Source organism: Vogesella alkaliphila, assembly GCF_014652475.1.
GTDB lineage: Bacteria > Pseudomonadota > Gammaproteobacteria > Burkholderiales > Chromobacteriaceae > Vogesella > Vogesella alkaliphila.
Window position 1 is genome coordinate 332,765 of sequence record NZ_BMYW01000001.1, and the last position, 23,732, is coordinate 356,496.

Below are 23,732 nucleotides of genomic sequence, written 5' to 3' on the forward strand. Positions count from 1 at the left end.
GGCGTGATGACGCACCGCCGCGATGCTTGGACTCGATGGAAGGAGGAAGCCGTGTTCGCTGACGTGCTACCGGCAGCCATTGCCGCCGTGCTGCTGATGGGGCTGAGCAAGAGTGGCTTTGCCAATGGCTTCGGGGCCTTTGCCACGCCGCTGATGGCGCTGGCGATGCCGATCACGCAGGCGGCGGCGGTGATGCTGCCCTTGCTGCTGGTGATGGACATGGTCAGCGTGTTTTCACTGCGCAAATCGGTGGATGGCGTGGTGCTGAAGCACTGCCTGCCAGCGGGGGTGTGCGGTGTGCTGCTCGGCTGGCTGCTGCTCAGTGTGGTGAGCCTTGCCGTGGTGTCGGTGCTGGTCGGTGCCATGACATTGTGTTTCCTGCTGCAGCGGCTGCTGCCCGCCGGGCGCATCGATTGGCACTGGCGCCCGATTGCGTGGCTGATGGCGGCGCTATCGGGTTTTGCCAGCTTTATCTGCCATGCGGGCGGGCCGCCGATGATGATGTACTGCCTGGCGCGTAATATGGCCCCCGGCCATCTGGCCGGCACCAGTGCGGTGTTCTTCTTCATGGTGAATGTGATGAAGTGGCCGCTGTACTACCAGATGAACCTGCTCTCCAGCGGCAATATGCACATGGCGCTGGCGCTGCTGCCGGTTGGCATCGCGGGGGTGCTGCTGGGGGTCTATCTGGCGGGCCGCCTGCAACGACAGTGGTTCTATCGGGTGTCGTATGCCGGCTTGTTGCTAGCCGGGGTCAAGCTGATCATCGATGGCGCCCAGCGCTGGTAGCCCGCAGTGCGGTCATCGGCGGCCGTTGCCGGCTGTGTTTCCGCCACGCCTTGGCCCGGCGTCGCACCGGCGCGGCTAGGTCGAGCCACGAATGATCAGTTCTCCGGGGAGATTAATCGAGCGCGCTTCGCTGCGGCCCTTCAGCATGGCGATCAGCGTCGCGACCATCTCCTGCAGCGGCTGGCGGTAGCTGGTCAGGTTGAACGACGGCGTGGCCGCCAGCTCGTCGCCGTCGTAACCGACGATAGCCAGATCCTGCGGTACGCGCAGGCCGAATTCGTGTCTGGCGGTTTCGATGACGCCGATGGCCAGCGCGTCGTTTTCACACATCAGCACGTCGATGCGCTCGGCCGTCGGGGTCTGCTGCAGGTAGGCGCGCAGCGCTTGTGCCGCCGCCCGGTGGTCGTAGCTGCCGGCGGCCAGCTCCGGCACCGTGGTGCCGGCTTGCTGCTGCCAGAACGCCATGAAGTGGTTCTTGCGCCCCAGTGCGGTGGACAGCGAGCGCGGCCCGGACATGAAGCCGGGGCGGCGGTAGCCTTGTGCCCACAGGTGCTGATTGATCGCCGCCATCGATATCCTGGCGTCGCAGGACACCGCCGGGATGTGCGCGATGGTGCTTTCCCGCGCCAGCACATACAGCGGCGGGCGCGAGGCGGGCAGGGTCGATAGCTTCAGCGCCTCGTCCTTGAAGTCGGTGCCGACCAGGATCACCGCATCCACCTGGCGCTGGTCGGCATCCAGGATGGCGGACAGGTGGTCGAAGTGCTGGTTGATGTTGATCAGCACCGCGGCCATCTGCTCGGCCTGCAGTGCCTGGGTCAGCACTTCCAGCACCGGCAGTTTGTAGCTGTTGGCAAAGTCGTCGACCAGAATGGCCACCAGATTGGTGGTCTTGGTCGTCAGGCTGCGCGCCAACAGGTTGGGGCGGTAGCCCAGCTTGGCGGCTTCCTGCAGCACGCGTTCGCGACTGTGCTCGGCGATGGATGCGCCGGGGGTGAAGGCACGCGTCACCGTCCATTTCGACACGCCGGCGGCCAGGGCCACGTCTGCTGCCGTCGCGCGGCTGGGTTTGCTCATGAAGTCTCCTTGGAAAATATTTTCCAATTTTAATTAAAATTGGAAAAATTTTCTTGACTTTGTTTATGGCGAGCTACTACTGTAACGTCAATGCAACCGGTAGCAAAGCGAAGACGGCAAGCTGGTGACGGAGTCCTCATCCAAGCCGTCCTTTTTTGAGCAGCAATTGCAACCGGTAGCATTAGTGGCAAAGGGAAGGCGGGCAGCTGGTCATGGTCAGGCGTTCCCCTTTTTTATGCATCGTTTTGCAACCGGTAGCAAAGTGCGGTCGCAATGCATGGATGCCGCGGCAGACACAACAAAACCCACATGGAGATTGAGATGAGCAGTCAGGATCAGCAGCAAGCCAGCCCATTCACGCTGGCGGTATGTGCCGAAATGGTGTTTCGCGATTTACCCATCGTGGAGCGTATTCACCGCATTCACGACCTGGGCTTCCAGGTGGAAATCTGGGACTGGACCCGCCACGACATCGATGCGCTGGTGCGTACCGGCGCCACCTTCTCCTCGATGACCGGCTACATCCGCGGCACGCTGGCCGACGCTGCCGGTGCCGAGCAGCTGCTGCACACCGCGCGCGAATCGATCCCGGTGGCCAAGGCGCTGGGCATTCCGCGGCTGAATCTGCACGGCACCGGGCTGGACAACAAGGGCCTGCCGGTGCAGCCGGCGCACCACGTCAGCGGCGCCATGTGGCTGCAGGCGCGCGACACCCTCAATCAGCTGGCGGACTTGGGCGAGCGCGAAGGGGTGACCTTCGTGCTGGAAAACCTGAATACCGCGGTGGATCACCCCGGCGTGCCGTTTGCCCGCGCCGAAGACTGCCTGGCGCTGGTGGCGGCGGTGAATCGCCCCGGCCTCAAGCTGATGCTGGACCTGTACCACGCCCAGATCGGCGAGGGCAACCTGATCGAGCTGCTGCACAAGTGTGCGCCGCATATCGGCGAAATCCAGGTCGCCGACGTACCCGGCCGCTGCGAGCCGGGTACCGGCGAGATCAACTATCCGGCCATCGCCCGGGCGCTGCAGGCGCTGGGCTACCGCGGCAGTATCGGCCTGGAGGCGTTTGCCTCCGGCGACGACGAGCTGGCGCTGCGCCGTTTCCGCGACGCCTTCACGCTGCCGGCCTGAGCCAGCTGCTGCATTCATCCCCCACAACATAAGGAGTGAGACATGTCTTCCACCAAACCTGTCGCCGTGGCGCTGATTGGCGCCGGCCGCATCGGCGCCTCGCATGCCGAGATCGTTGCCCGCCGCCTGAAAAACGCCACCCTGGCCGCCATCGCCGACCCGGCGCCTGGAGCAGCCGCCAGGCTGGCGGACACGCTGGAATGCCCGCTGACCTATACCGATGTCGATGAACTGCTGGCCAACCCGGATATTGAGGCGGTGATCATTGCCACACCGGCACGTTTCCATACCAACCTGGCGGTAGCCGCCGCCCGTGCCGGCAAGGCGGTGTTCTGCGAAAAGCCGATGTCGCTGACGCTGGCAGATGCCGAACTGGCCATGGCGGCTGCCCGCGAGGCCGGCGTGCCGCTGCAGGTGGGTTTCAATCGCCGCTGGGATCAGGCTTTTGCCGAGGGCAAGGCGGCGATCGAGTCCGGCAAGGTGGGTACGCCGCAATTGCTGCGCTCGCTGACCCGTGACCCAGGCCCCTTTGGTGGGGATCCGGCTCGCATTCCTTTGTGGACCGTGTTTTTTGAAACCCTGATCCACGACTTTGACACGCTGCTGTGGCTGAACGCCGGTGCCCGCGCGACTGAGGTATACGCAGTGGCCGACGCGCTGGTGCGCCCGGACTTCAAGGACAAGGGTTTTCTGGATACCGCGGTGGTTACTATCCGTTTTGATAATGGTGCGGTGGCAGTCGCGGAGGCCAACTTCTGCGCCACCTATGGCTACGACATCCGTGGCGAGGTATTCGGCTCCGGCGGCATGATCAGCATGGGCGATGTGCGCCGCTCCAGCATGACGCTGTTCGACAAGGATGGTGTTTCCAACGATACCTGGCGGCTGGATACCGACCACTTCATCGATGGCTACACCGCCGAGCTGCACGCCTTCGTGGCCTCGGTGCGCAACGGCCGCAACAGCGGCCCGGACGGGGCGGATGCCAAGGCGGCGCTGGAAATCGCGCTGGCCTGCATTGCCTCGGTGACCGAGCGCCGCCCGGTGGCGCTGGCCGACATCCGCGGCCGCTAGTGCTCACCGCAGTAGTCATAACCGTCCGTCCGCGCCGCTGGCCATGCGGTGCCTGTTGCCGGCGCGGACGGGCAACGCAGTAGCAGTCTGAAACAGCGTCATTTTCCGGCGGTCTTCCTGCGGGAAGGCGGCAGGTAATTCGGTGGTACTTAAATAAAACACAGGAGATACACCAATGAAACGTTTCATCAAACATGCTGGTTCTGTGGTGCTGGTTTCCCTTGCCATGCAGGCCATGCCGGCCTCCGCCGCCCGGCTGGGCGTGACCATGGCTACCTTCGACAACAATTTCCTGACCATTCTGCGCAACAACATGAAGAGTTACGCCGCCAGCCAGAAGGGGGTGAACCTGCAGCTGGAGGACGCGCAGAACGACGTTGGCCGCCAGATCAGCCAGGTGCAGAACTTCATCGCGCAGAAGGTGGACGCCATCGTGGTCAGCGCGGTGGATACCAGCACCACGCCCAAGATCACCAAGCTGGCGCAGGCAGCCGGCATCCCGCTGGTGTTCGTCAACCGCATGCCCACCGACAAGACCCTGCCGCCGAAAGTGGCGTTTGTCGGCTCGGATGATTCGGTGTCCGGCACCATCCAGATGAAAGAGGTGTGCCGCCAGCTCAACGGCAAGGGCAGTGTGGTGATCATGATGGGCGACCTGGCCACGCAGGAGGCGCGCTTGCGCACCAAGTACGCGGAAGAGGTGATGGCCAAGGCGCCGTGCAATGGCATCAAGGTGGTGGAAAAGCAGACCGCCAAGTGGTCGCGCACCGAGGGCCGCGATCTGGTGATGAACTGGATGACCGCCGGCCTGAAGTTCGATGCCGTGGTGGCCAATAACGACGAAATGGCGCTGGGCGCGATCCAGGCGCTGAAGTCTTCCGGCAAGCTGGAGAAGACCGTGGTCGCCGGCATCGACGCCACCCAGGATGCGCTGAACGCGATGAAGACTGGTGACATGAAGGTAACGGTATTCCAGGACGCCGCAGCCCAGGGCAAGGGCGCGGTGGATGCTGCGATCCGGCTGGCGGCCGGCGAGAAGGTGCCCAGCATGATCTGGGTGCCGTACGAGCTGGTGACCGCGGCCAACTACAAGAGCTACCAGAGTCGTAATTGACGAGCGGCACCATGCCCGCCAGCGCGGCGGCTGGTGCTGGTGTCGTTGGCAGTTGTTGTCTCCCGCTTGGTAAGCCTGGGCACCCCGATGGGGTGCCCTTTTTTGCGGGTGCCGACGTCCGCGCTGGCGCCAGCATCTGGCCCGCCGCTTGGTCGCCCGCGTCGTGCGGCGGGATGCGGTGGCCGTTGCGGCGCGGTGACAGGCCGGCCGGGCTTGTCGGCCAGGGTTCGCTACACGTTGGCCGGGGTATAGGTGATGAACGGCAGGCTGCTTTGAAGCGAGCCACGGGTGGTCTTGTTCTGGATCGCCGCCACCATCGCCTCCACCAGCCGGCTGGCCAGCCACTCCTGCGGGTGCGACAGCACCATGCTGACGCGCCGTTCGATCAGCGCCTGGCGCGTCACCGCGGTCAGGTCCAGACACACCGTCACCAGTCCCGGCGGCGGATTGCCGTCCTTCAGCGCCTGCAGCACGCCCTCGATACCGCCGCCGGCAATATAGATGCCGGTCAGGTCCGGGTGCTGCTTCAGCAATTCCAGCGTCGCCGACTGCGCCAGGTGGATGTCCTCCAGGCTGATCAGCGTGTCCAGCAGCTGGAACTGTGGCGCGAATTCACGGAAATACGAGCGGAAGCTCATCTCGCTCTGCTCCTGGCACAGGTAGCGGTGGCTGCCGACGATCACCCCCACCTTGCCCGGCGCCGGCGCCAGCTCGGCAATCGCCCACGCCGCGGTGCGGCCAACCTTGCGGTGGTCGACGCCGACATAGCCGCTGCAGCTGTCTGCGGTGAGGTCGGAAATCAGCGCGAACACCGGGATGCCGCGCGCCGTGATGTCGTCGATGGCCTGGCTGACCAGCGGGTGATCGGCCGCCACCAGCGCGATGGCATCAACCTTTTTGCTCAGTTCGTACAGCTTGGCCACCACGTGTTCCGGCGTCAGTTCGTCGAGAAACGCCACCAGCGCCTTGCCGGCGGGCTGCATCTGCGTCCGGGTCGCCGCCTCCAGCACGCTGCCCAGCTCGCTGTAGAAATGGGTGCTGCTCTTTTGCAGGATAAAGCCCAGCCGGTAGCCGGCGGTGCGCTCGTCCAGCCGGTTGCGGATCAGGCCGGCGCGGCGAAAACCCAGCCTCTCGGCCGCCGCCAGCACCCGCTCCGCCGTCTCCTGGCTGACGCTGGCGCGCTTGTTGATCACCCGGTCCACCGTGGCCACTCCCACCCCGGCCTCGCGGGCCACATCCGTCATTGTCGGTCCCATTTTCATACCTTGTATTGATAGTTTCTATCATTCAATTTTCACCATCAAATGATAGCTATTGATGCCAAGTGAAGCGGCCGGATTGTACGCTGGCGCTGGCTGATTATACTCGATTACATCCTGTAGCCACTTGATTGCCAACAAGTAAACGCCAGCAGGAGTATCACGATACAACACATCATAGGATGATAGAAAATGATAGAAAACAAGCAAGTCCGGGATTACAGTCTCGATGGCCCCTGCGGCCAGCAGGCTGCCGCGCGCGGCCTGGTGTCGGCACAGTGGTTTGCCTGCAGCGTGGACCGCAAGCAGATGAAGCAGTTGATGCAGCGCGACGACTGGCAGGCGCTGAAATACCTGGGCAGCTGGCTGCTTTTGCTGATCGGCAGCGGCGTGCTGGCCTTTCACGCCTGGGGCACGCCGTGGGCGCTGCCGGCCTTTCTGCTGTACGGCCTGCTATATGCCGCCGGCGAGCACGGCTCACATGAGCTGTCGCACGGCACGCCGTTTCGCACTGGATGGCTGAACACCTTCTTCTTCCAGCTCACCTCTTTCCTCGCGCTGCATGAAACCGTGTTCTGGCGCTGGAGCCACGCCCGCCACCACACCGACACCATCATCGTCGGCAACGACCGCGAAATCGCCTTCCCGCGCCCGGTAAAACTGGCCGGGCTGCTGGCCGATTTCTTCTTCCTCAAGTCTGGCAGCATCGAGCTGGCGCGCACCGTGCGCCACGCCTTCGGCAGCGTCAGCGCCGCCACCCGCTCCTTTGTGCCGGAATCGGAAATCGGCCGCATGATCCGCGCCAGCCAGGTCTACACGCTGATCTTCGCCGCCACCATTGCCGCCTGCGTCTACAGCGGCAGCATCCTGCCGGCAATGTTCATCGTGCTGCCGCGCTTCTACGGCTCGCCGCTGACGCAGGTGTTCAACATTACCCAGCACGCCGGCCTCGCCGAGGACGTGCTGGACCATCGCCTGAACACCCGTACCGTGATCTTCAACCCGCTGTTCGCCTTCCTGTACATGAAGATGAACTACCACGTGGAGCACCACATGTTCCCGATGGTGCCGTTCTACAACCTGCCCAAGCTGCACGCGCTGATCAAGGAGCAGTGCCCGCCTACCCACCCAGGCCTGGTCGATGCCTACCGCGAGATCATTCCGGCCCTGTGGCGCCAGCGCAGCGACCCCGGCTACACCATCCCGCGCCAGTTGCCGCCACTGCCGGCCAGTCACCGCGTTGCGGCCAACCCTGAAGCCGTGCGCAGCTACGCCTGAACACCGACAACCGCGCCGGCCCGCGCCGGCGACACCCACCCCGAGGAGCCCCACCATGAGCCACTGGATTGCCGCCTGTGATGTCGACGACATCGAGCAGGAAGACGTGCTGCGCTTCGACCACGCCGGTCGCACCTATGCCATCTACCGCGCGCCGGATGACCAGTTCTACGCCACCGCCGGCACCTGTACCCACGAAAAGGTGCACCTGGCCGACGGCCTGGTGATGGATCACATCATCGAATGCCCGAAGCACAACGGCCGCTTCGACTACCGCAGCGGCAAGGCGCTGGGCGCGCCGGTGTGCGTCAACCTGCAGACCTACCCGGTGAAGCTGGAAGGCGGCCGGGTGTGGATTGCGCTGGCCGACGCCTGAACGGAGCCGCACCATGAGCCATCCCGCCCCCATCATCATCGTCGGTGCCGGCCATGCCGGCGGCCGCGCCGCGCTGGCCTTGCGCGAACAGGGTTACGCCGGCCACCTGCTGCTGATCGGCGACGAGCCGCACCTGCCGTACGAGCGTCCGGCGCTGTCCAAGCAGCTGCTGCTGGACAGCCAGCCGGCGGACGCCTGCCACATCGGCAGCGCCGAACAGTACCAGGCACAAGCCATCGAGCGGCTGGCCGGCGTGCGCGTCGCCGCCATCCAGCCGCAGGCGCGGCGCATTCGCCTGCACGACGGCCGCGAGCTGGATTACCACCGGCTGCTGCTGGCTACCGGCGGCCGCGCACGCCATGCCAGTTTGCCGGGGGCCGATCTCGCCGGCGTGCAGCTGCTGCGCACGCTGGACGACGCCGCCGCGCTGCAGCCACGGCTGCAGGCCGGGCAGCGACTGCTGGTGGTCGGCGGCGGTTTCATCGGGCTGGAGGTCGCCGCCAGCGCGCGCCAGCTGGGCTGCGCAGTGACGGTGCTGGAAGCCGGCGACAGGTTGGCCGCACGCGCCTTGCCGCCGCTGATTTCCGAAAAACTGCTGGCGTTGCACCGCGCGCGTGGCGTGGAAGTGCGCCTTGGCTGCCAGATCGCGGCCTTCCGCGGCGACGGCAGCGTCAGCGCGGTGGCGCTGGCCGATGGCGAGCTGCTGGCCTGCGACACGGTACTGGTCGGCATCGGCATCCAGCCCAACACCGAGCTGGCCGCCGCCGCCGGGCTGGCGGTGGGCAACGGCATCCGCGTCGATGCCCGGCTGCGCACCAGCGACGCGCACATCTACGCGGTGGGCGACGTCTGCGAGTTTCCCTGCCCCGTCAGCGGCCAGCCGCAGCGGCTGGAAACCTGGCGCAATGCTGAGGAACAGGGCCGCCACGTAGCACGCAGCCTGCTGGGTGCCGACGACGCCTATGCCGCGCTGCCGTGGTTCTGGTCCGACCAGTTCGACCACAGCCTGCAACTGGCCGGCCAGCTGCAGGCTGCGGCCAACTGTGTGACCCGTGCGCTGCCGGATGACGGCGTGCTGCTGTTCTACCTCGATGCGGCGGAGCGCCTGCAGGGCGCCTGCGGCTGGGGCGCCGGCAACAGCATCGCCCGCGACATCAAGCTGGCGGAGATGCTGATCCGCAGCGGCAAGGCGCTGCCCGCCGCCGCGCTGGCCGACCCGGCCAGCAGCCTGAAATCCCTGCTCAAAGGAGTGACCAGTGTCTAAGCAGTTGCTGATCTTTCAATCGATGTGGGCGATGGAAGGCATCCATCCCCACGGCCACACCGCCAGCGTGGAGGACAACCTGCAGCAGCTGGCCGCCGCCGGCTTCGACGGCTTTACCGACCACTACTACCGGCGCGCGCACGTGCAGCGGCTGGCGACCAGCGCCCGGGAGCTGGGCCTGCAGGCCGAGGGCCAGGTGTTCCCCACCGATATCGACGGCCTGCAGCCGGCGCTGGAGCTGGGCAGCGAGTTCGGCTGCCACCACATCACCATCCAGGCCGACCTGCGCCCGCGCACGCTGCGCGAGGCGGTGCGGGTGCTGGAAGGCTGGCAGCGGCTGGCGGAGCAGGTGGATTTCCCGGTGCTGGTGGAAACCCACCGCTACCGGCTGACCAACGATCTGCTGTTCACGCTGGATGTGCTGCAACAGCTGCCTGACCTCAAGCTGCTGGCCGACCTGTCGCACTACGTGGTGGCGCGCGAGCTGCCGCTGCCGCCGGCGGCGGCGGATCAGCAGCAGATCCACACCATTCTGGATCACAGCTGGGGTTTTCACGGCCGGGTGTCCAACGGCCATCAGGTGCAGGTGCCGCTGCGCTTTGCCCAGCACCAGCCGTGGCTGGCTGTGTTCCAGGACTGGTGGCGCTACGGCATGCACAGCTGGCGCGCGCGCGCGGCGGCGGGCGACACGCTGTCGTTCACCTGCGAGCTGGGGCCGGCGCCGTATGCCATCACCGGTGCCGACGGGCTGGACATCACCGACCGCTGGCAAGAGTCGCTGCAGCTGAAAGCTATCGTCGAGCAGTTGTGGCGGGAGGTGGCGGTGTAGCGGGGCAGGGCAGGGCGTCATCGGCCTGCCGCAGGTCTATGATTTGTCGTCCTCTGGCCAAGGGGGCAGCTTGGCGCAGTCATAGAAACCGTACCATTTTCTACGTACAAAAAAATGCGGTTCCCTGATCTGAACGCAGTCATAAGCGAACCTACAAAACTGAGGTCGACTCAGCCAGCTTGTCGCGCTGTCGTCGTATGCCATGAAAGATGGCCTCAGCCACATCGGCTGGAAAATCTGACGGCAGACCTGCCTGTACCTCCTGTAAGACTTTGTCTGTGGTGTCGGCCAATTCGTTAAGCAGGTCTTTGGCCCATGCTTCGGTCAGGCCGCTGCTGCGCGCTTGCGCCAGCCAGTGGCGTGGCTGGATGCGATCAATCAAGTAGTGGTTGCTTTGCCCGCGTACGGCCATCGCGAGCTTGGCTTTTTGCGGCGCGAGTTTGCCGGCGCCATGGCCGATGATGGGGTGGGCGGACAGGATGTCGTATAGCGGCGTGGCACGGTAGCGGCCACCTGGCAGATGGAACAGGCTGAAGTTCTTGGCGTGGCCGTCGGTGGCGGCCAGCAACCAGAACACCACCTGAGCCTTGAAGAACTGGCGGCGGTCGATCTCACTGCTTTCCGATCCGGCCAGAATGTCGAGGATGCGAGCGATGCCGGGGCCGCCGTCGCTCTGGTATTTGAGGTGGGGCGGGGTGGCCGTGGCTTGGCACAGGTCTTCTTGCGGCAGGCGCATCAACCAGCTACCGTCGATGGATAGGCGGCGGTCAAAGCGTTCGACGATCAATACTTTCTGTTCTTCAAAGTGAGCGATGTCGCAACGGGCTACCGACAAGCCGAATGCGGCCACCAGCCGTGCACACAGCCATTCGTTCTCGACCGAGCTGCGCATGTCGGCCGCCATGCCTCCTACCAGCCCCAGTGGCAGTTTGAAAATATGGGTGGTGGGCGTATTGCCCAGAGGGCGTTGCCAGCGACCATCATGGTAGAGCAGGGCGGTTTTTTCTTGCGCCCCGGCGATGGACAGGCGCAAGTCGGTGACGAGATCCGTCTGGCCGGGTAAGCCTGGGCGTACGGTTTGACGCAGCAGGTTAGCGATGGCGGCTTCGTCCAGCGTCTCGCCGGTGATGCTCTGCAGGTGTTGCGGTGTTTCGCCCTCTGGCAGCAGTTGCAGCGCGCCCACACAGTCGCGCCCCAGTGCCGTCAGGAGGGTGAACGGCGCGCTGTCGGTCAGTTGGTGGTGCTGTGCCAGACGACGGCGAATGGCATCGCTATCGGGTAGCAGGTTATCGAAGTAGGCACTGACCACTGCTCCACGATAAGCGGCATTGCCGGGTAAAAACGGCAGCGACAGTGACAGTGGCCGCGCCTGCGGGTGACTGGGCCAGCTGTCGTGGTAGCTGAAGGTTTCGCCGCTGCGGGTGAGTGTCCACTCGCCAACGAGCAGGCCGTTCATCCACACATTCAGCTGTTGCCGATGACTTTTACGGCCCATCTCACCAAGCCTCGTCGCTGACTGCCGGCGGTTTGTCATCGCGGGTGTGGATCACCAGTTCGGCATCCAGCGCCCGCAACAGCTTGCTCAGCCGCTCAACACTGGCCGCAGCGGGCCTGGCTTCTAGTCGGGCATAACTTTGCTGGCTGATGCCAAGCCGCTCGGCCAGCTGTGTCTGGGTCAGTCCGGCGCGCTGGCGCAGGCTGCGCAACATGGCTGGCAATTGTTCCGGTGTGATGATGGGGTAGTGCATGGTGCCAGGCTCCGCATTCGACTCGTCTTACATGCTAGGAGTTGTAAACAATAAATACAACACGTAAGTTGTATTTATTGTTTACAACACATAAGGTGTGACGATTGTGGGCGGCTTGGGATGGGTTAAGGTCAAATCCCATTGGGAATACCTGCAAAAACGCAAAAAATCTTGTGACAGTTTTTGGCGAGGGCCTTCTCGGTGCCATTACCGGTGTCTGCGACCAATTTTCGCCTAAGTTACTGTATTTAAAAGAGAGGCTGCTTGGCTTGAACTTGGAGGCATGTAACGTACGGCAGATTATTTGGCCTCATAACCCGAAGGTCGTAGGTTCAAATCCTGCTCCCGCAACCACATATAAACCCCTGATTCAATTGAAAAATTGGATCAGGGGTTTTGTGCATTTCCACCCGTGGTTTGGGCACAGCACCTGTTCTGTGCCCATTTTTGTGCCCGGTGTGTGCCCAGTTGAGATCTGAAGTGGCGATCAAGATGGATTTGCGCGACTGGCCGATCTGTTACAGCCTCGGTGGGTAGCAAGACACGGTTGCTTTACGTGAGAAGGCGGACGGTATCCGAGCAACAGCTTGAAGAGGCATCTTGGCCGGATATCCGGGTAGCCCCACTGACGGCGCACTGCTGGCGATCAGCAGCACATGGCCATGCCACTGCTCATCGGTCGGCGACCCGATAAAGCGGCCGAAACCGGCAGAATGTAAAAAAACCCTTACCGGATCCCAAGCCGGTAAGGGTGTCAACGTCGAGCAACAACAGCAGGGTAAGTTACAGGCTCGGGAAGGCGAATTGCGACGCCTCGTGGCTGGCGCGCTGCGGCCAACGTTGGGTGATGGTCTTGCGCTTGGTGTAGAAGCGCACGCCATCCGGGCCGTAGGCATGCAGATCGCCGAACAGCGAACGCTTCCAGCCGCCAAAGCTGTGGTAGGCCACCGGCACCGGCAGCGGCACGTTGACGCCGACCATGCCGACTTCGATCTCGTCGCAGAACAGACGCGCGGCTTCGCCATCGCGGGTGAACAGGCAGGTGCCGTTGCCGTATTCGTGGTCGTTGATCAGCTGCATCGCCGCTTCCAGGCTGCCGACGCGCACGATGCACAGTACCGGCCCGAAGATTTCCTCGCGGTAGATGCTCATCTCCGGGGTGACCTTGTCGAACAGCGTGCCGCCGACAAAGAAGCCGGCTTCGCAACCGGCCACCGACAGCTGGCGGCCATCCACCACCAGCTCGGCACCCTGCGCCACACCGCTGTCGATATAGCCCTTCACCTTGTCGCGTGCCGCGCCGGTAACCAGCGGGCCCATGTCCAGGCCGCAGGAGGTGCCGGCACCGATCTTCAGCGCCGTAATCTTCGGCACCAGTTTTTCCACCAGCTTGTCGGCTACCTGGTCGCCCACCGCTACTACCACCGAGATCGCCATGCAGCGCTCGCCGCAGGAGCCGTACGCCGCGCCCATCAGCGCGTTGACGGTGTTGTCGAGGTCGGCATCCGGCAGTACCACGGCGTGGTTCTTGGCGCCGCCCAGCGCCTGCACGCGCTTGCCGCGGCGGGTACCTTCGCTGTAGATGTACTCGGCGATCGGGGTGGAGCCGACAAAGCTCAGTGCCTTCACTTCCGGCGCCTCGATCAGCGCGTCAACGGCAGCCTTGTCACCGTGCACCACGTTGATCACGCCCTTGGGCAGGCCGGCTTCATGCAGCAGCTGGGCGATGAACAGGGTGGAGCTCGGGTCGCGCTCGGACGGCTTGAGGATGAAGCAGTTGCCGCACACGATGGCCAGCGGGTACATCCACAGTGGCACCATGGCCGGGAAGTTGAACGGGGTGATGCCGGCCACCACGCCCAGCGGCTGGTGGTCGGACCAGCTGTCGATATTCGGGCCGACGTTGCGGTTGTATTCGCCCTTCAGCAGCTCGGGTGCGCCGCAGGCGTATTCCACGTTCTCGATGCCGCGCTGCAGCTCGCCGACTGCATCTTCGATGGTCTTGCCATGCTCTTCGCTGATCATGGCGGCGATCTTGTCGCGGTTGGCTTCCAGCAGCTGCTTGAAGCGGAACATCACCTGCGCGCGCTTGGCCGGCGGGGTGTTGCGCCAGGCCGGGAACGCCGCCTTGGCCGCGTCGATGGCGGCCTGGATGGTGGCCTGGTCGGCCAGCGCCACCTGGCGCACGGCTTCGCCGATGGACGGGTTGAACACCGGGGCGGTGTGGCCAGCGTTGGTGACGAGCTCACCATTGATCAGATGGGCGATGGTAGTCATGTTTTTACTCTCTGGTATGCGGGAAATCGGTTGGCGATCAGGCGGTCTGGTTCAGCACATCGCCCACGGCATCGAACAGCGTGTCCAGCTGCTGCGCGGTGGTGTTGAAAGTCGGCCCGAACTGCAGCGTGTCGCCACCGAAGCGCACGTAGAAACCGGCCTGCCACAGCTTGATGCCGGCCTCGTACGGGCGGATGGCGGCGTCGCCATCGCGTGCAGCCAACTGGATGGCGCCGGCCAGCCCGCAGTTGCGGATGTCCACTACGTGGCGGCTGCCCTTGAGACTGTGCAGCTTTTCCTCGAACACCGGAGCCAGCGCGGCGGATTGCTCGATCAACTGGTCGCGCTGCAGCAGCTCCAGGGTGGCAAGACCGGCGGCGCAAGCCACCGGGTGGCCGGAGTAGGTGTAGCCGTGGGTGAATTCGATCATGTGCTCGGGCGTGCCCTGCTGCATGAAGGTGTTGTAGATCTCGCTGGAGGCAATCACTGCGCCCAGCGGAATGGCGCCGTTGGTTACCTGTTTGGCGGTATTCATGATGTCCGGGGTGACACCGAAGTATTCGGAGCCGGTCCACTTGCCCATGCGGCCGAAGGCGGTGATCACCTCGTCGAAAATCAGCAGGATGCCGTGCTGGCTGCAAATCTCGCGCAGGCGCTGCAGGTAGCCCTGCGGCGGCACGATCACGCCGGCGGAGCCGGACATCGGCTCCACGATCACCGCGGCGATGTTCGACGCGTCGTGCAGCTCGATCAGCTTCAGCAGCTCGTTGGCCAGCTCCACGCCGCCGGTCTCGGCCATGCCCTTGGTGAACGCCATGCCCGGCTGCAGGGTGTGCGGCAGGTGGTCGGCGTCCATCAGTTGGCCGTATAGCTTGCGGTTGCCGCCGATGCCGCCGAGCGCGGTACCAGCGATGTTCACGCCGTGGTAGCCACGAGCGCGGCCGATGAAGCGGGTCTTGCTCGGCTGGCCTTTCAGGCGCCAGTAGGCTTTGGCCATCTTCACCGCGGTGTCGGCACATTCGGAGCCGGAGCCGGTGAACAGCACGTGGTTCAGGCCGTCCGGCATGATGCCGGCGATCTTGTCGGCCAGGCGGAAGGCCAGCGGGTGGCCGTACTGGAAGCCCGGCGCGTAGTCCAGGGTGCCAAGCTGGCGGGCTACTGCTTCCTGGATTTCCGGACGGTTGTGGCCGGCGCCGCAGGTCCACAGGCCGGACAGGCTGTCGAAAATGCGGCGGCCTTTGTCGTCGATGAAGTAGTTGTTCTCGGCGCCCACGATGATGCGCGGATCACGCTTGAACGCGCGGTTGGCCGAAAACGGCATCCACTGGGCATCGAGATTCAGATCGCTGACGGCAAATTGGTCGTTGCAGTTGTTCATGACGTGGCTCCTGTGAGCGCTGTGTTGATGGTGTTAGCTTGCACCAGGAGTAAATGTGAGTTAAATCACATCTTTCTCACGTTAAGTTGAGTATTTATTAAACATGAGCAAGAAGGCATCCCTGAGCCAGGTCAGCGACTTCGATATCCGCCTGCTGCGCCTGTTCAAGACCGTGGCCGAGTGCGGCGGCTTTTCGGCGGCGGAAAGCGTGCTGGGCATCAGCCGCTCGGCGATCAGCCTGCACATGGGCGACCTGGAAAAGCGCCTTGGCATCCGCCTGTGCCAGCGCGGGCGCGCCGGTTTTGCGCTTACCGACGAAGGGCGCGAGGTGCTGCACGCCAGCCAGAGCCTGCTGGCGGCGATCGAAGGCTTCCGCAGCCAGGTGAACCAGCTGCACCAGCAGCTGCGCGGCGAGCTGAACATCGGCATCGTCAACAGCCTGGTGACGCAGTCGCGCATGCGCATCACCCAGTCGCTACGCGCGCTGAGCGAACAGGGGCCGGGGGTGCGCATCAATATCGGCATGATGACGCCCAGCGACATCGAGCTGAAAGTGCTGGACGGCCAGCTGCACGTCGGCGTGGTGCCGCTGGTCAGCCCGCTGGCCGGGCTGGACTACATCCCGCTATACGACGAGCACTCGCTGCTGTACTGCAGTCAGGGCCACCCGCTGTTCTGGCGTGCCGATGCCGATATCAGCGACGCCGACATCGCCGCCGCGCCGGCGGTGCAGCCGAGCTTCCGCCTGCCGCCGGAGGCGCAGCAGTGCCAGCAGCTGCTGGGCGGCAGCGCCACCGCCAGCGACCGCGAAGGCATCGCCTTCCTGATTCTCACCGGCCGCTACATCGGCTACCTGCCGGACCACTTTGCCGCCAGCTGGGTGGCGCAGGGCAAGCTGCGTGCTATTCGACCGGCCGATCGCCATTACCAGGTGCCGCTGGTGGTGGCCACGCGCCGGGGGCGGCGGCCCAACCTGGTGCTGGAGAAATTCCTGCACGAGCTGGCGGTCAGCAGCGACTGACACGCCGCGCCCACCGGGGTCGCCGTTGATGCATTTCGGGTTTTCTATGGAAATCGGTTTGCGGATGGCTATCGCCGCCGCCGTTTTTATCGCATCCTGCGCAGCATTGCCGTGCGGCCAACGTTGGCCGCAAACGACCCATCTCACCCGGAAACCGCATGGCCACCACCCTGAAACTGTCGGAACTCATCAGCTCGCTCAGCTACGCACTGGACATCACCGAGGGCCAGCCGGAGGGGCATTGCATTCGCAGTTGCTGGATAGGCATGCACATCGGCGCCGCCATCGGCCTTAACGAGCAGCAGCTGTGGGAGCTGTACTACGCCATCCTGCTGAAAGACCTGGGCTGCAGCAGCAATGCCTCGCGCATCTGCGAGCTGTATCTCACCGACGATAGACAGTTCAAGCAGGACTTCAAGCTGGTGGGCGCCAGCCTGCCGCAGATGCTGGGCTTCGTGTTCAGCAACACCGGCACCCACGCCGGCGGTTGGCCGCAACGGCTGAAATCCATCCTCAATGTGCTGCGTCACGGCAAGGAGATGGCCGACGAGCTGATCAACACCCGCTGCCACCGTGGCGCCGATATCGCGCGTCAGCTGCGTTTCAATGAGCCGGTGGCGCGCGGCATCCAGTCGCTGGATGAACACTGGGATGGCTCCGGCCGGCCGCTGGGGCTGCAGGGCGAGGCGATTCCGCTGAATGCCCGCATCGCGCTGCTGTCGCAGGTGCTGGACGTATTCCACATCACCCATGGCCGCCAGGCGGCGCTGGCTGAAGTGGCGGCGCGCGCCGGCGGCTGGTTCGACCCGGCGCTGGTACGGGTGGTGCACGGCCTGCGCGACAACGAGCCGTTCTGGCGGCAGCTGGAGGCCGACGATATCGACACGGCGGTGCTGGCGCTGGAGCCGGCACGCTGCATGGTGCCGCTGGACGAGGACTACCTGGACGAAATCGCCGAAGGCTTTGGCCAGGTAGTGGATTCCAAGAGCCCGTTCACCGCCGGCCACAGCCAGCGCGTGGGGCATTACGCCGAGCGCATCGCCGCCGAACTGGGCATGGATGCGGTGCGCCGGCGCTGGCTGAAGCGCGGCGCGCTGCTGCACGACGTCGGCAAGCTGGGGGTGAGCAATACCATCCTCGACAAACCGGGGCGGCTGGATGGCGACGAGTGGGCGGCGGTGCAGCGCCATGCCGGCTACACCGAGGACATCCTGCGCCGCATCGCGCAGTTTGCCGAGCTGGCACAGGTGGCCGGCGCGCACCACGAAAAGCTGGACGGCAGCGGCTACCCGCGCGGGCTGCGCGCGGAGCAGATCGTGCTGGAAACCCGCATCATCACCGCAGCCGACATCTTCGACGCCATCAATGCCGAGCGCCCCTATCACCCGGCCACGCCGGTGGACAAGACGCTGGACATCATGCGCCAGCATCTGCACAGCGCCATCGACGCGGAGTGCTTTGCCGCGCTGGAACGGGTGTTGCGCGCGGAGGGGGCGTTCTAGCGGTGATTGCCGTTGCGGCGTGCCGCTTGCCCTTTCCGGGTTAGGCCCGTCTGTCGCGGCGGCAAGACCTTGTCCGTGGTGGGCTGCTCTCCCGCCGCAGGGATGAGCTGCCACACATGGCGCAAAGGTTGGCCGCAAATGCCGGCTCCCCGCTCGGGGCGGGGAGCCGGCAGTGCGGCGGTGGTGACGATCCGGGTGAGCTGCCCGCCGGGTGCGGCGGGGGGGGGCTTACTTCTTCACCCACTGGCCGTTGGGTGCCTTGACGTAGCTGCCGGGCGGGGTTTTTTCGATGGCTTTCTGGCCGGCCAGTATGGCGACCTGGTCCAGGGTGGTGCCGTTTTTCTTGGCGATGGCGTCATAGGCCTCGCGGCGCTTGGCGTTGATGTCCGCCGCCAGTGCCACCGCCTCCGGGGTGGCCTTCACCACGCCCAGATAGCCGTCAGGCTGTTCGCCCACCAGGCCCTGCGCCTTGGCGCCGCCCACGTCCAGTGCCATTGCCAGGCTGCTGCAGACCAGCAGGCCAACTGCCATCCATCGTGCTGCCGTTTTCATGCTGTGCTCCTAGAACAGTCCGCTGTCGGTGGTGAGGTTGTCGATGTCTTTTTCCACCTTGAGGCGGATTTCGTGATCGATCTTCACGTTGAGGTTGATGGTGATGGGCTCCTTGGGCACTTCCAGCGCCACCCGCGGGGTGCAGGCGGCCAGTGCCAGGAGCGGTATCAGCCAGACGGGTTTCATGGCGAAGTCTCCGGTGTGGGGTTGCGCGTGACGGCCGGCGGTTTGCGGCTGAGCACACGGCGGGATATTTCATCTCCGATACGCAGGCTGCGTAACAGTTCCAGCACATTTTCACTATGGCTGTAATTCAGGACGACTGGCTGGCGGTTTTGCCTGGGGTTGACCCCTTTCAGCGTCACGCGGGCGTCCAGCAGGCCGTTCTGCTGCATGGCCAGCCGGGCCTGGAAGTCGTTGACGTCCAGCTCGCTGAGCATGTCCAGTGCCAGCTGCACCGCGCGGTTGGATTGTGCCATGGCATTGACGCCGGCGCTGGCCGGCACGCGCAGGGTCAGCTCGCCCTCGTTGCGCAGCAGGCCGTCCTGCAGCGCGATGCCGGCGGGCAGCAGCTGCAGCGGCAGGGTGCCGCCGACGCGGCCGGTGAGCTGTACCGTGGGTTGCGGGTCGTTCTGCAGCGCGGCCACGGCGGCCAGGTCCAGCTGCTGCACGGTCACGGTCTGGAAGGCACTGGACGGCCAGTGCAGGCTGTCGGCCTGCAGGCTGCCACCCAGCAGCCTGGCGTGCACGTCCCCCAGCTGCCAGTCCTGCAGGTCGGAGCGCAGGGTGAGCGACACCTCCTGCAGCAGGGTGCCGACATCCAGCTGCGCCAGTTCTAGCGGGCCGTCGCTTTGCAGCTGCAGCTGGCCGGGGCGTGCGGCCAACCTCAGCCGGCCACGGCCACCGTTGGCGAGGATGCCGCCCCAGTCTAGCGCCACATCGCTCAGCCGCACGTCGCCGTCCAGCTGCCATTGCTGTTGCCATTGCCCCTGCAGCGTGCCGGCCAGCTGCCCCTGCTGCAGGGTGACGCCCAGGCCGCGGCTCATGGCGGCGCTCAGCGGCGTATCCAGCTGCACGCTGCCGATTACGCCCGCGCCGTGGCGGCGTGCTTCCAGCTGCAGCTTGCTGCGCCAGGCCGGCAGTTGCAGCCGGGCGCTGGCCTGCTCGCCGGCCAGTTGCAGCGTGCCGTTGGCGGGCGGCAGCGTCCAGCGGCTGGTCACGGCGCCGTCCGCGCTGAGGGCCAGCTGGCCGTGGGCGCGGTTGCCGTCTGTCAGCAGCGCGCTGGCGGCCTGCAGGCTGAGTGGCTTGAGCAGCACGCCGCCGACGATGCCCTCGGCCACGTTCAGCTTGCTGCCGCTGTCCAGCTGCCACTTGCCGGCGCTGCCGTGCCAGTTGGCCGCCAGTTGCAGCGCGCCGCCGCGGCTGTAGAACGGCAGGCGGCTGGTGGCGGCGAGGTCGCCTTGCCAGCCATTGCCCTGCTGGCGTGCGGCCAACCTGCCCTTGAGCGGCCAGTCCCGGTAGTGGCCGTCAAAGCTGGCGTTCAGCCGCGGCTGGCGCGGGTCGATGCCGTTGACCGGCAGGCTGATCGCCAGCGCCAGTGGCGGTTTGCTGACGTTCAGTTGCAGCGGCGTGCCGCGCGCGCCTTGCGGGTCGAGCTGGCCGCGCCACTGGCCGGCCAGCCGGTAGCCGGCATGGCGGCCGGCCAGCGCCAGCGCGCCTTGCCACTGCCAGCGGCCGTCGTCCCACTGCAGCGTGCCGTCGTTGCTGGCCAGCTGCAGCTGCTGGTAGTCGAGGCGGAACGGCAGGTGGCTGCTGCCGCTGGCGCTCAGCGGCAGTTGCCACGCTTGCGGCCAACTCAGGCGCACGCCCTGCGGCAGGCGCGCTTCGCCGGCCGCCAGCGTTAGCTGGCGCTTGGCCCATTGCAGCGGAATGCGCGCGTGCAGATCCTTGCCGTCCAGCAGCAGCAGGCCGCGGCCGCGTTGCAGGCTCTGGTCCTGCGGCGTGAGTTGCAGCTGCAGCCTGCCTTGCGGCCCGCTGGCCAGCAGGTCGGCCTGCAGGCTGTGCACGCCGTCCAGATCGCCGCTGGCCTGCAGTACCCGACGCGGCTGCAGCAGCCAGCCGGCAGCCAGCGGCAGCGCGTGCGGCAGGGTGGCGTCCAGTTGCCACTGGCGCTCGTGCAGCGTGGCCAGCAGGCGGGCGTCGCCACGGCGGGCGTCGCCCTGGTAGCCGAGCTGGCGGCCGTCGGCCTGCACGCGGGCGTGCAGCTGGCCCGGCAACCAGCGACCGCTGGCCTGCAGCCGCCATTGCCCCAGTAGCTGCGGCGTCAGCCGCGCGGCGGCCAGGGTGCCCTGTGCCTGCCACTGGCCGTTGTCGCTCCGGTAGTCGATGGCCAGCTTGTCGGCGCCTTGTGCCAGCTGCGCCTGCCAGCGGTTGTCTTGCTGGGTGACGGCGGCGGCCAGCGCCGGCAGCGCGGGGGCCTGCAGGCTGGCGATGCGCAGGGTGAACGGCGGCAGGCCGGCGGGGGGCGGGGCCGGCAGCTGGCGCGGGCCGGGTTTGGCGCAGGATTGCAGTTTCAGCTGCTGTAGTGCCAGCGTGAGCGGTTGCCAGCGTTCGACGCGCAGGCCGCGGCCCTGGGCGGCGAGGCAATCCTGCTGCCGCCATTGCCATTGTGCGACCGTGGCGGCGCCGTTACGCCAGCCCAGCCCTTGCAGCTGTAGCCCCTGTTGCTGCAGCCACCAGTAGGTGCCGGCCACCGCTGCGGTGATCAGGACGGCCAGCGCCAGCAGGGCAAGCAGCAGGCGGCGGCGCCAGCGGAAGCGGGGCGGCGGCGAGGCGGCGGGGGGCGTGCTTGGAGGGGGCGTCATGGCTTGACCGGCAAGCGGCCGCGTGCCCTGCCGCCGGAGGCGGCGGGCGGCAGGGCGACGGTGGCTGGCGTGAACGGCAATCGCCGGGCTGATTTGCTGGCAACAAGCGTATCCATTGCTGGGTCAATACCATCGGATGGGAATAGCTGGAGTATATACGGCACGGTTGTTGCTGTTGGCATGGGGTGCCGTGACGCAGGCGGGGTGTGGTGACCGGGTCGAGGCTGGTGGGCGGGGTGCCGGCATGGGGCGTAAGCAAAAAAGCCGGCCACACGCAGGTGTGGCCGGCTTCGTATTGGCGACGGTTTAGCGGTTCAGCGCGTCGGTGATGCCGAGGCCGAAGATGCCGGCGCTGGTCAGCAGGCCCGCCATCACCAGGTAGTACACGGTCGGGATGATGGTGCGGCGCAGGGTCGCGCCTTCGCGACCGAGCAGACCGACGGTGGCGGAGGCGGCCACCACGTTGTGGATGGCGACCATATTGCCGGCTGCGGCACCGACCGCCTGGGCGGCCACGATCAGCGACGAGGTGATGCCCAGGCTCTCGGCCACGCTGAACTGGTACTGGGCCAGCATCATGTTGCTGACGGTGTTGGAGCCGGCGATGAAGGCACCCATGGCGCCGACGGTCGGGGCCATGAAGGCGTACACGCCGCCAAAGGCGTCGGCGACAAAGCGTGCCATCGCGATCGGCATGCTCTCCAGCTGGGCGAAGTTGACCCCGGAGTTGATCATGATGCGCACCATCGGAATGGTGAATACCAGCACGAAACCGGCGCCGAGCAGCACCTTGGTCGATTCGCCGATGGCGGCGCTCATTTCCTTCCAGCTCATGCGGTGCAGGAAGAAGGTGGCCATCACCACCATCACCAGGATGCCGCCCGGCAGGTACAGCGGGTCGATGGCGGCGCTGATGCCGGCTTCGCCCATGATGTCGCCGCTCTTGTAGACCACGGCCTTGAACGCGTTCTTCACGCTGTCATTGGTACGGCTGAGCACCAGCAGCGCGGCAACCAGCAGGTAGGGCACCCACGCGGTCATGACCGACAGACTGCGCTTGCTGCCGATGTTTTCCAGCTTGATTTCCACCGAGCCCAGCCATTCTGCCGGCCATTCCTTGGCCGGGGCGAAGTCCCAGTGGCTTTTCGGGGTCAGGAAGCGAGCCTTGGCGGCGCTGACCACGATGACCAGGCCCACCAGGCTGCCGATGATGGACGGGAATTCCGGCCCCAGGAAGATGCCGGTGAGCGCGTAGGGCACGGTAAAGGCCAGGCCGGTGAGGATGGCGAACGGCGCCACTTCAAAGCCCTCTTTCCACGAGCGGTTGCGGCCGAAGAAGCGCGTCATCATCGCGATCATGAACAGCGGCATCAGCACGCCGATCAGCGCGTGGAGAATGGCGACGCTGCCGGTGATCTGGGTCAGGTAGGCGGCCCAGGAGCTGCTGTTGCTCGCCAGCTGCGCGCCGATGGCATTGGTGTCCATGCCGGTGTTGAGGCCGACCAGGATAGGGGTGCCGACGGCGCCGAACGATACCGGCGTCGATTGCACCATCATGCCCAGCAGCACGGCGGCCATGGCCGGGAAGCCCATCGCCACCAGCAGCGGCGCGGCGATGGCGGCCGGGGTGCCGAAGCCGGAAGCGCCCTCGATGAAGCAGCCGAACAGCCAGGCGATGATCAGCGCCTGGATGCGGCGGTCGGGGCTGATGTTGGCGAAGCCTTCGCGGATCGCCAGAATGCCGCCCGAGTGCTTCAGGGTGTTGAGCAGCAGGATGGCGCCGAAGATGATCCACAGCACCGACAGGGTGATCAGCACGCCCTGCACGGTGGAGGCGAGGACGCGGTTAAAACTCATGTCCCAGGCGACCAGCGCGACCAGCGCGGTGGCGATGAAAACCAGCGGCATTGCCTTGCGCGCCGGCCAGTTGAGGCCGACCAGCAACAGCGCGGAAAGCAGGATCGGTAGAAAGGCGAGAAACGCCTGTAGTCCCATGCTCATGATTGCTTGCTCCAGTTGTGTTGTTTTGATTGCTCTGTGTCCCCGCGCCGAAACCGTACGCTCGGCAGGGTGATGGTCGCGATTGTATTTTTGCGGCCGGGGGGTGTCATTGGGGGCTTGCCCTTGCGGGTAAACCCTGAACAATCAGGACAAGTTGCTGAAAACAAAGTAAAAGCCGAAAAAAATGGCCGCAACGCC

General features: G+C 65.4%; 21 protein-coding genes. 10 read left to right on the plus strand and 11 right to left on the minus strand.

The window, feature by feature from the left end; translation table 11 throughout:
- The first annotated feature begins 51 nt into the window (after window positions 1-51).
- Window positions 52-789: a sulfite exporter TauE/SafE family protein gene (locus IE100_RS01565; protein WP_189372379.1), complete on the plus strand. Its 738-nt coding sequence runs from the start codon at window positions 52-54 to the stop codon at window positions 787-789.
- Between the two features lie 75 nt (window positions 790-864).
- Here the strand turns inward: IE100_RS01565 and IE100_RS01570 are convergent, their stop codons facing one another.
- Window positions 865-1,866 carry a LacI family DNA-binding transcriptional regulator gene (locus IE100_RS01570; RefSeq protein WP_189372382.1) on the minus strand — a complete coding sequence of 334 codons (1,002 nt, stop codon included), beginning with the start codon at window positions 1,864-1,866 and terminating at the stop codon, window positions 865-867.
- A gap of 321 nt (window positions 1,867-2,187) precedes the next feature.
- Between IE100_RS01570 and IE100_RS01575 the strand changes: the two genes are divergently transcribed.
- On the plus strand, window positions 2,188-2,997 hold the full coding sequence (locus IE100_RS01575) for a TIM barrel protein (RefSeq protein WP_189372383.1): 810 nt from the start codon (window positions 2,188-2,190) through the stop codon (window positions 2,995-2,997).
- A 42-nt stretch (window positions 2,998-3,039) separates the two neighbouring features.
- The gene (locus IE100_RS01580; RefSeq protein WP_189372385.1) at window positions 3,040-4,071 is read left to right on the plus strand and encodes a Gfo/Idh/MocA family oxidoreductase; all 1,032 of its coding nucleotides are present in this window, start codon (window positions 3,040-3,042) and stop codon (window positions 4,069-4,071) included.
- Between the two features lie 15 nt (window positions 4,072-4,086).
- Here IE100_RS01580 and IE100_RS01585 read toward each other — a convergent pair whose 3' ends face one another.
- Window positions 4,087-4,260, minus strand: coding sequence for a hypothetical protein (locus IE100_RS01585; RefSeq protein WP_189372387.1), 174 nt, complete (start codon window positions 4,258-4,260; stop codon window positions 4,087-4,089).
- On the opposite strand from IE100_RS01585, the gene IE100_RS01590 reads away from it, so the two are divergent.
- Window positions 4,247-5,185 carry a sugar ABC transporter substrate-binding protein gene (locus IE100_RS01590; protein ID WP_189372389.1) on the plus strand — a complete coding sequence of 313 codons (939 nt, stop codon included), beginning with the start codon at window positions 4,247-4,249 and terminating at the stop codon, window positions 5,183-5,185. The two genes, IE100_RS01585 and IE100_RS01590, sit on opposite strands and share 14 nt — an antisense overlap.
- A 230-nt stretch (window positions 5,186-5,415) precedes the next feature.
- Here IE100_RS01590 and IE100_RS01595 read toward each other — a convergent pair whose 3' ends face one another.
- Entirely contained in the window at window positions 5,416-6,429 is a 1,014-nt protein-coding gene (locus IE100_RS01595) for a LacI family DNA-binding transcriptional regulator (RefSeq protein WP_229800176.1), read from the minus strand.
- Between the two features lie 207 nt (window positions 6,430-6,636).
- Here IE100_RS01595 and IE100_RS01600 point away from each other — a divergent pair, with 207 nt between their 5' ends.
- Genes IE100_RS01600 through IE100_RS01615 form a run of 4 tightly spaced genes read left to right on the plus strand, consistent with a single transcriptional unit; the run spans window position 6,637 to window position 10,191 of the window.
- Window positions 6,637-7,722: a fatty acid desaturase gene (locus IE100_RS01600; RefSeq protein WP_189372393.1), complete on the plus strand. Its 1,086-nt coding sequence runs from the start codon at window positions 6,637-6,639 to the stop codon at window positions 7,720-7,722.
- 55 nt (window positions 7,723-7,777) lie between these two features.
- Complete coding sequence (locus IE100_RS01605; RefSeq protein ID WP_189372395.1) at window positions 7,778-8,098, plus strand: MocE family 2Fe-2S type ferredoxin; 321 nt, start codon at window positions 7,778-7,780, stop codon at window positions 8,096-8,098.
- A gap of 13 nt (window positions 8,099-8,111) precedes the next feature.
- A complete protein-coding gene (locus IE100_RS01610; RefSeq protein WP_189372397.1) occupies window positions 8,112-9,362 on the plus strand; it encodes an NAD(P)/FAD-dependent oxidoreductase in 1,251 nt (416 codons plus the stop codon).
- Window positions 9,355-10,191, plus strand: coding sequence for a sugar phosphate isomerase/epimerase family protein (locus tag IE100_RS01615; RefSeq protein WP_229800177.1), 837 nt, complete (start codon window positions 9,355-9,357; stop codon window positions 10,189-10,191). The genes IE100_RS01610 and IE100_RS01615 overlap by 8 nt, the downstream gene beginning before the upstream one ends.
- 151 nt (window positions 10,192-10,342) lie before the next feature.
- Here the strand turns inward: IE100_RS01615 and IE100_RS01620 are convergent, their stop codons facing one another.
- From IE100_RS01620 to aptA, 4 genes are all read right to left on the minus strand, one after another.
- Window positions 10,343-11,725 (minus strand): type II toxin-antitoxin system HipA family toxin, encoded by a 1,383-nt coding sequence (locus IE100_RS01620; protein ID WP_373295279.1) that lies wholly within the window; start codon window positions 11,723-11,725, stop codon window positions 10,343-10,345.
- Window positions 11,688-11,939: a helix-turn-helix domain-containing protein gene (locus IE100_RS01625; RefSeq protein ID WP_189372400.1), complete on the minus strand. Its 252-nt coding sequence runs from the start codon at window positions 11,937-11,939 to the stop codon at window positions 11,688-11,690. Before IE100_RS01625 ends, IE100_RS01620 begins: the two co-directional genes overlap by 38 nt.
- Before the next feature lie 783 nt (window positions 11,940-12,722).
- Window positions 12,723-14,216 carry a CoA-acylating methylmalonate-semialdehyde dehydrogenase gene (locus IE100_RS01630; protein WP_189372402.1) on the minus strand — a complete coding sequence of 498 codons (1,494 nt, stop codon included), beginning with the start codon at window positions 14,214-14,216 and terminating at the stop codon, window positions 12,723-12,725.
- 37 nt (window positions 14,217-14,253) lie between these two features.
- Window positions 14,254-15,594: an omega-aminotransferase AptA gene (gene aptA, locus IE100_RS01635; RefSeq protein WP_189372404.1), complete on the minus strand. Its 1,341-nt coding sequence runs from the start codon at window positions 15,592-15,594 to the stop codon at window positions 14,254-14,256.
- A gap of 103 nt (window positions 15,595-15,697) precedes the next feature.
- On the opposite strand from aptA, the gene IE100_RS01640 reads away from it, so the two are divergent.
- Together IE100_RS01640 and IE100_RS01645 are read left to right on the plus strand one after the other, a co-directional pair.
- On the plus strand, window positions 15,698-16,615 hold the full coding sequence (locus tag IE100_RS01640; RefSeq protein ID WP_189372406.1) for a LysR family transcriptional regulator: 918 nt from the start codon (window positions 15,698-15,700) through the stop codon (window positions 16,613-16,615).
- Between the two features lie 158 nt (window positions 16,616-16,773).
- Window positions 16,774-18,117 (plus strand): HD-GYP domain-containing protein, encoded by a 1,344-nt coding sequence (locus IE100_RS01645; RefSeq protein WP_189372408.1) that lies wholly within the window; start codon window positions 16,774-16,776, stop codon window positions 18,115-18,117.
- Between the two features lie 228 nt (window positions 18,118-18,345).
- Here IE100_RS01645 and IE100_RS01650 read toward each other — a convergent pair whose 3' ends face one another.
- The 4 genes from IE100_RS01650 to IE100_RS01665 all read right to left on the minus strand — a co-directional run bounded on the left by IE100_RS01650 (window position 18,346) and on the right by IE100_RS01665 (window position 23,534).
- Window positions 18,346-18,669: a YdbL family probable chaperone protein gene (locus IE100_RS01650; protein ID WP_189372410.1), complete on the minus strand. Its 324-nt coding sequence runs from the start codon at window positions 18,667-18,669 to the stop codon at window positions 18,346-18,348.
- Window positions 18,670-18,678: 9 nt separating this feature from the next.
- Window positions 18,679-18,855, minus strand: coding sequence for a YnbE family lipoprotein (locus IE100_RS01655; RefSeq protein ID WP_189372412.1), 177 nt, complete (start codon window positions 18,853-18,855; stop codon window positions 18,679-18,681).
- Window positions 18,852-21,533: an intermembrane phospholipid transport protein YdbH family protein gene (locus IE100_RS01660; protein WP_189372414.1), complete on the minus strand. Its 2,682-nt coding sequence runs from the start codon at window positions 21,531-21,533 to the stop codon at window positions 18,852-18,854. Before IE100_RS01660 ends, IE100_RS01655 begins: the two co-directional genes overlap by 4 nt.
- 306 nt (window positions 21,534-21,839) lie before the next feature.
- Complete coding sequence (locus IE100_RS01665; protein ID WP_189372415.1) at window positions 21,840-23,534, minus strand: L-lactate permease; 1,695 nt, start codon at window positions 23,532-23,534, stop codon at window positions 21,840-21,842.
- Window positions 23,535-23,732: the final 198 nt, after the last annotated feature.

Coding starts and splice junctions, on each gene's coding strand:
- IE100_RS01660 (WP_189372414.1), bottom strand. CDS start 21,533: ATGACGCCCCCTCCAAGCACGCCCCCCGCCGCCTCGCCGCCGCCCCGC.
- IE100_RS01610 (WP_189372397.1), top strand. CDS start 8,112: ATGAGCCATCCCGCCCCCATCATCATCGTCGGTGCCGGCCATGCCGGC.
- IE100_RS01605 (WP_189372395.1), top strand. CDS start 7,778: ATGAGCCACTGGATTGCCGCCTGTGATGTCGACGACATCGAGCAGGAA.
- IE100_RS01655 (WP_189372412.1), bottom strand. CDS start 18,855: ATGAAACCCGTCTGGCTGATACCGCTCCTGGCACTGGCCGCCTGCACC.
- IE100_RS01585 (WP_189372387.1), bottom strand. CDS start 4,260: ATGAAACGTTTCATTGGTGTATCTCCTGTGTTTTATTTAAGTACCACC.
- IE100_RS01580 (WP_189372385.1), top strand. CDS start 3,040: ATGTCTTCCACCAAACCTGTCGCCGTGGCGCTGATTGGCGCCGGCCGC.
- IE100_RS01640 (WP_189372406.1), top strand. CDS start 15,698: ATGAGCAAGAAGGCATCCCTGAGCCAGGTCAGCGACTTCGATATCCGC.
- IE100_RS01570 (WP_189372382.1), bottom strand. CDS start 1,866: ATGAGCAAACCCAGCCGCGCGACGGCAGCAGACGTGGCCCTGGCCGCC.
- IE100_RS01630 (WP_189372402.1), bottom strand. CDS start 14,216: ATGACTACCATCGCCCATCTGATCAATGGTGAGCTCGTCACCAACGCT.
- IE100_RS01645 (WP_189372408.1), top strand. CDS start 16,774: ATGGCCACCACCCTGAAACTGTCGGAACTCATCAGCTCGCTCAGCTAC.
- aptA (WP_189372404.1), bottom strand. CDS start 15,594: ATGAACAACTGCAACGACCAATTTGCCGTCAGCGATCTGAATCTCGAT.
- IE100_RS01620 (WP_373295279.1), bottom strand. CDS start 11,725: ATGACAAACCGCCGGCAGTCAGCGACGAGGCTTGGTGAGATGGGCCGT.
- IE100_RS01575 (WP_189372383.1), top strand. CDS start 2,188: ATGAGCAGTCAGGATCAGCAGCAAGCCAGCCCATTCACGCTGGCGGTA.
- IE100_RS01590 (WP_189372389.1), top strand. CDS start 4,247: ATGAAACGTTTCATCAAACATGCTGGTTCTGTGGTGCTGGTTTCCCTT.
- IE100_RS01600 (WP_189372393.1), top strand. CDS start 6,637: ATGATAGAAAACAAGCAAGTCCGGGATTACAGTCTCGATGGCCCCTGC.
- IE100_RS01625 (WP_189372400.1), bottom strand. CDS start 11,939: ATGCACTACCCCATCATCACACCGGAACAATTGCCAGCCATGTTGCGC.
- IE100_RS01665 (WP_189372415.1), bottom strand. CDS start 23,534: ATGAGCATGGGACTACAGGCGTTTCTCGCCTTTCTACCGATCCTGCTT.
- IE100_RS01650 (WP_189372410.1), bottom strand. CDS start 18,669: ATGAAAACGGCAGCACGATGGATGGCAGTTGGCCTGCTGGTCTGCAGC.
- IE100_RS01595 (WP_229800176.1), bottom strand. CDS start 6,429: ATGACGGATGTGGCCCGCGAGGCCGGGGTGGGAGTGGCCACGGTGGAC.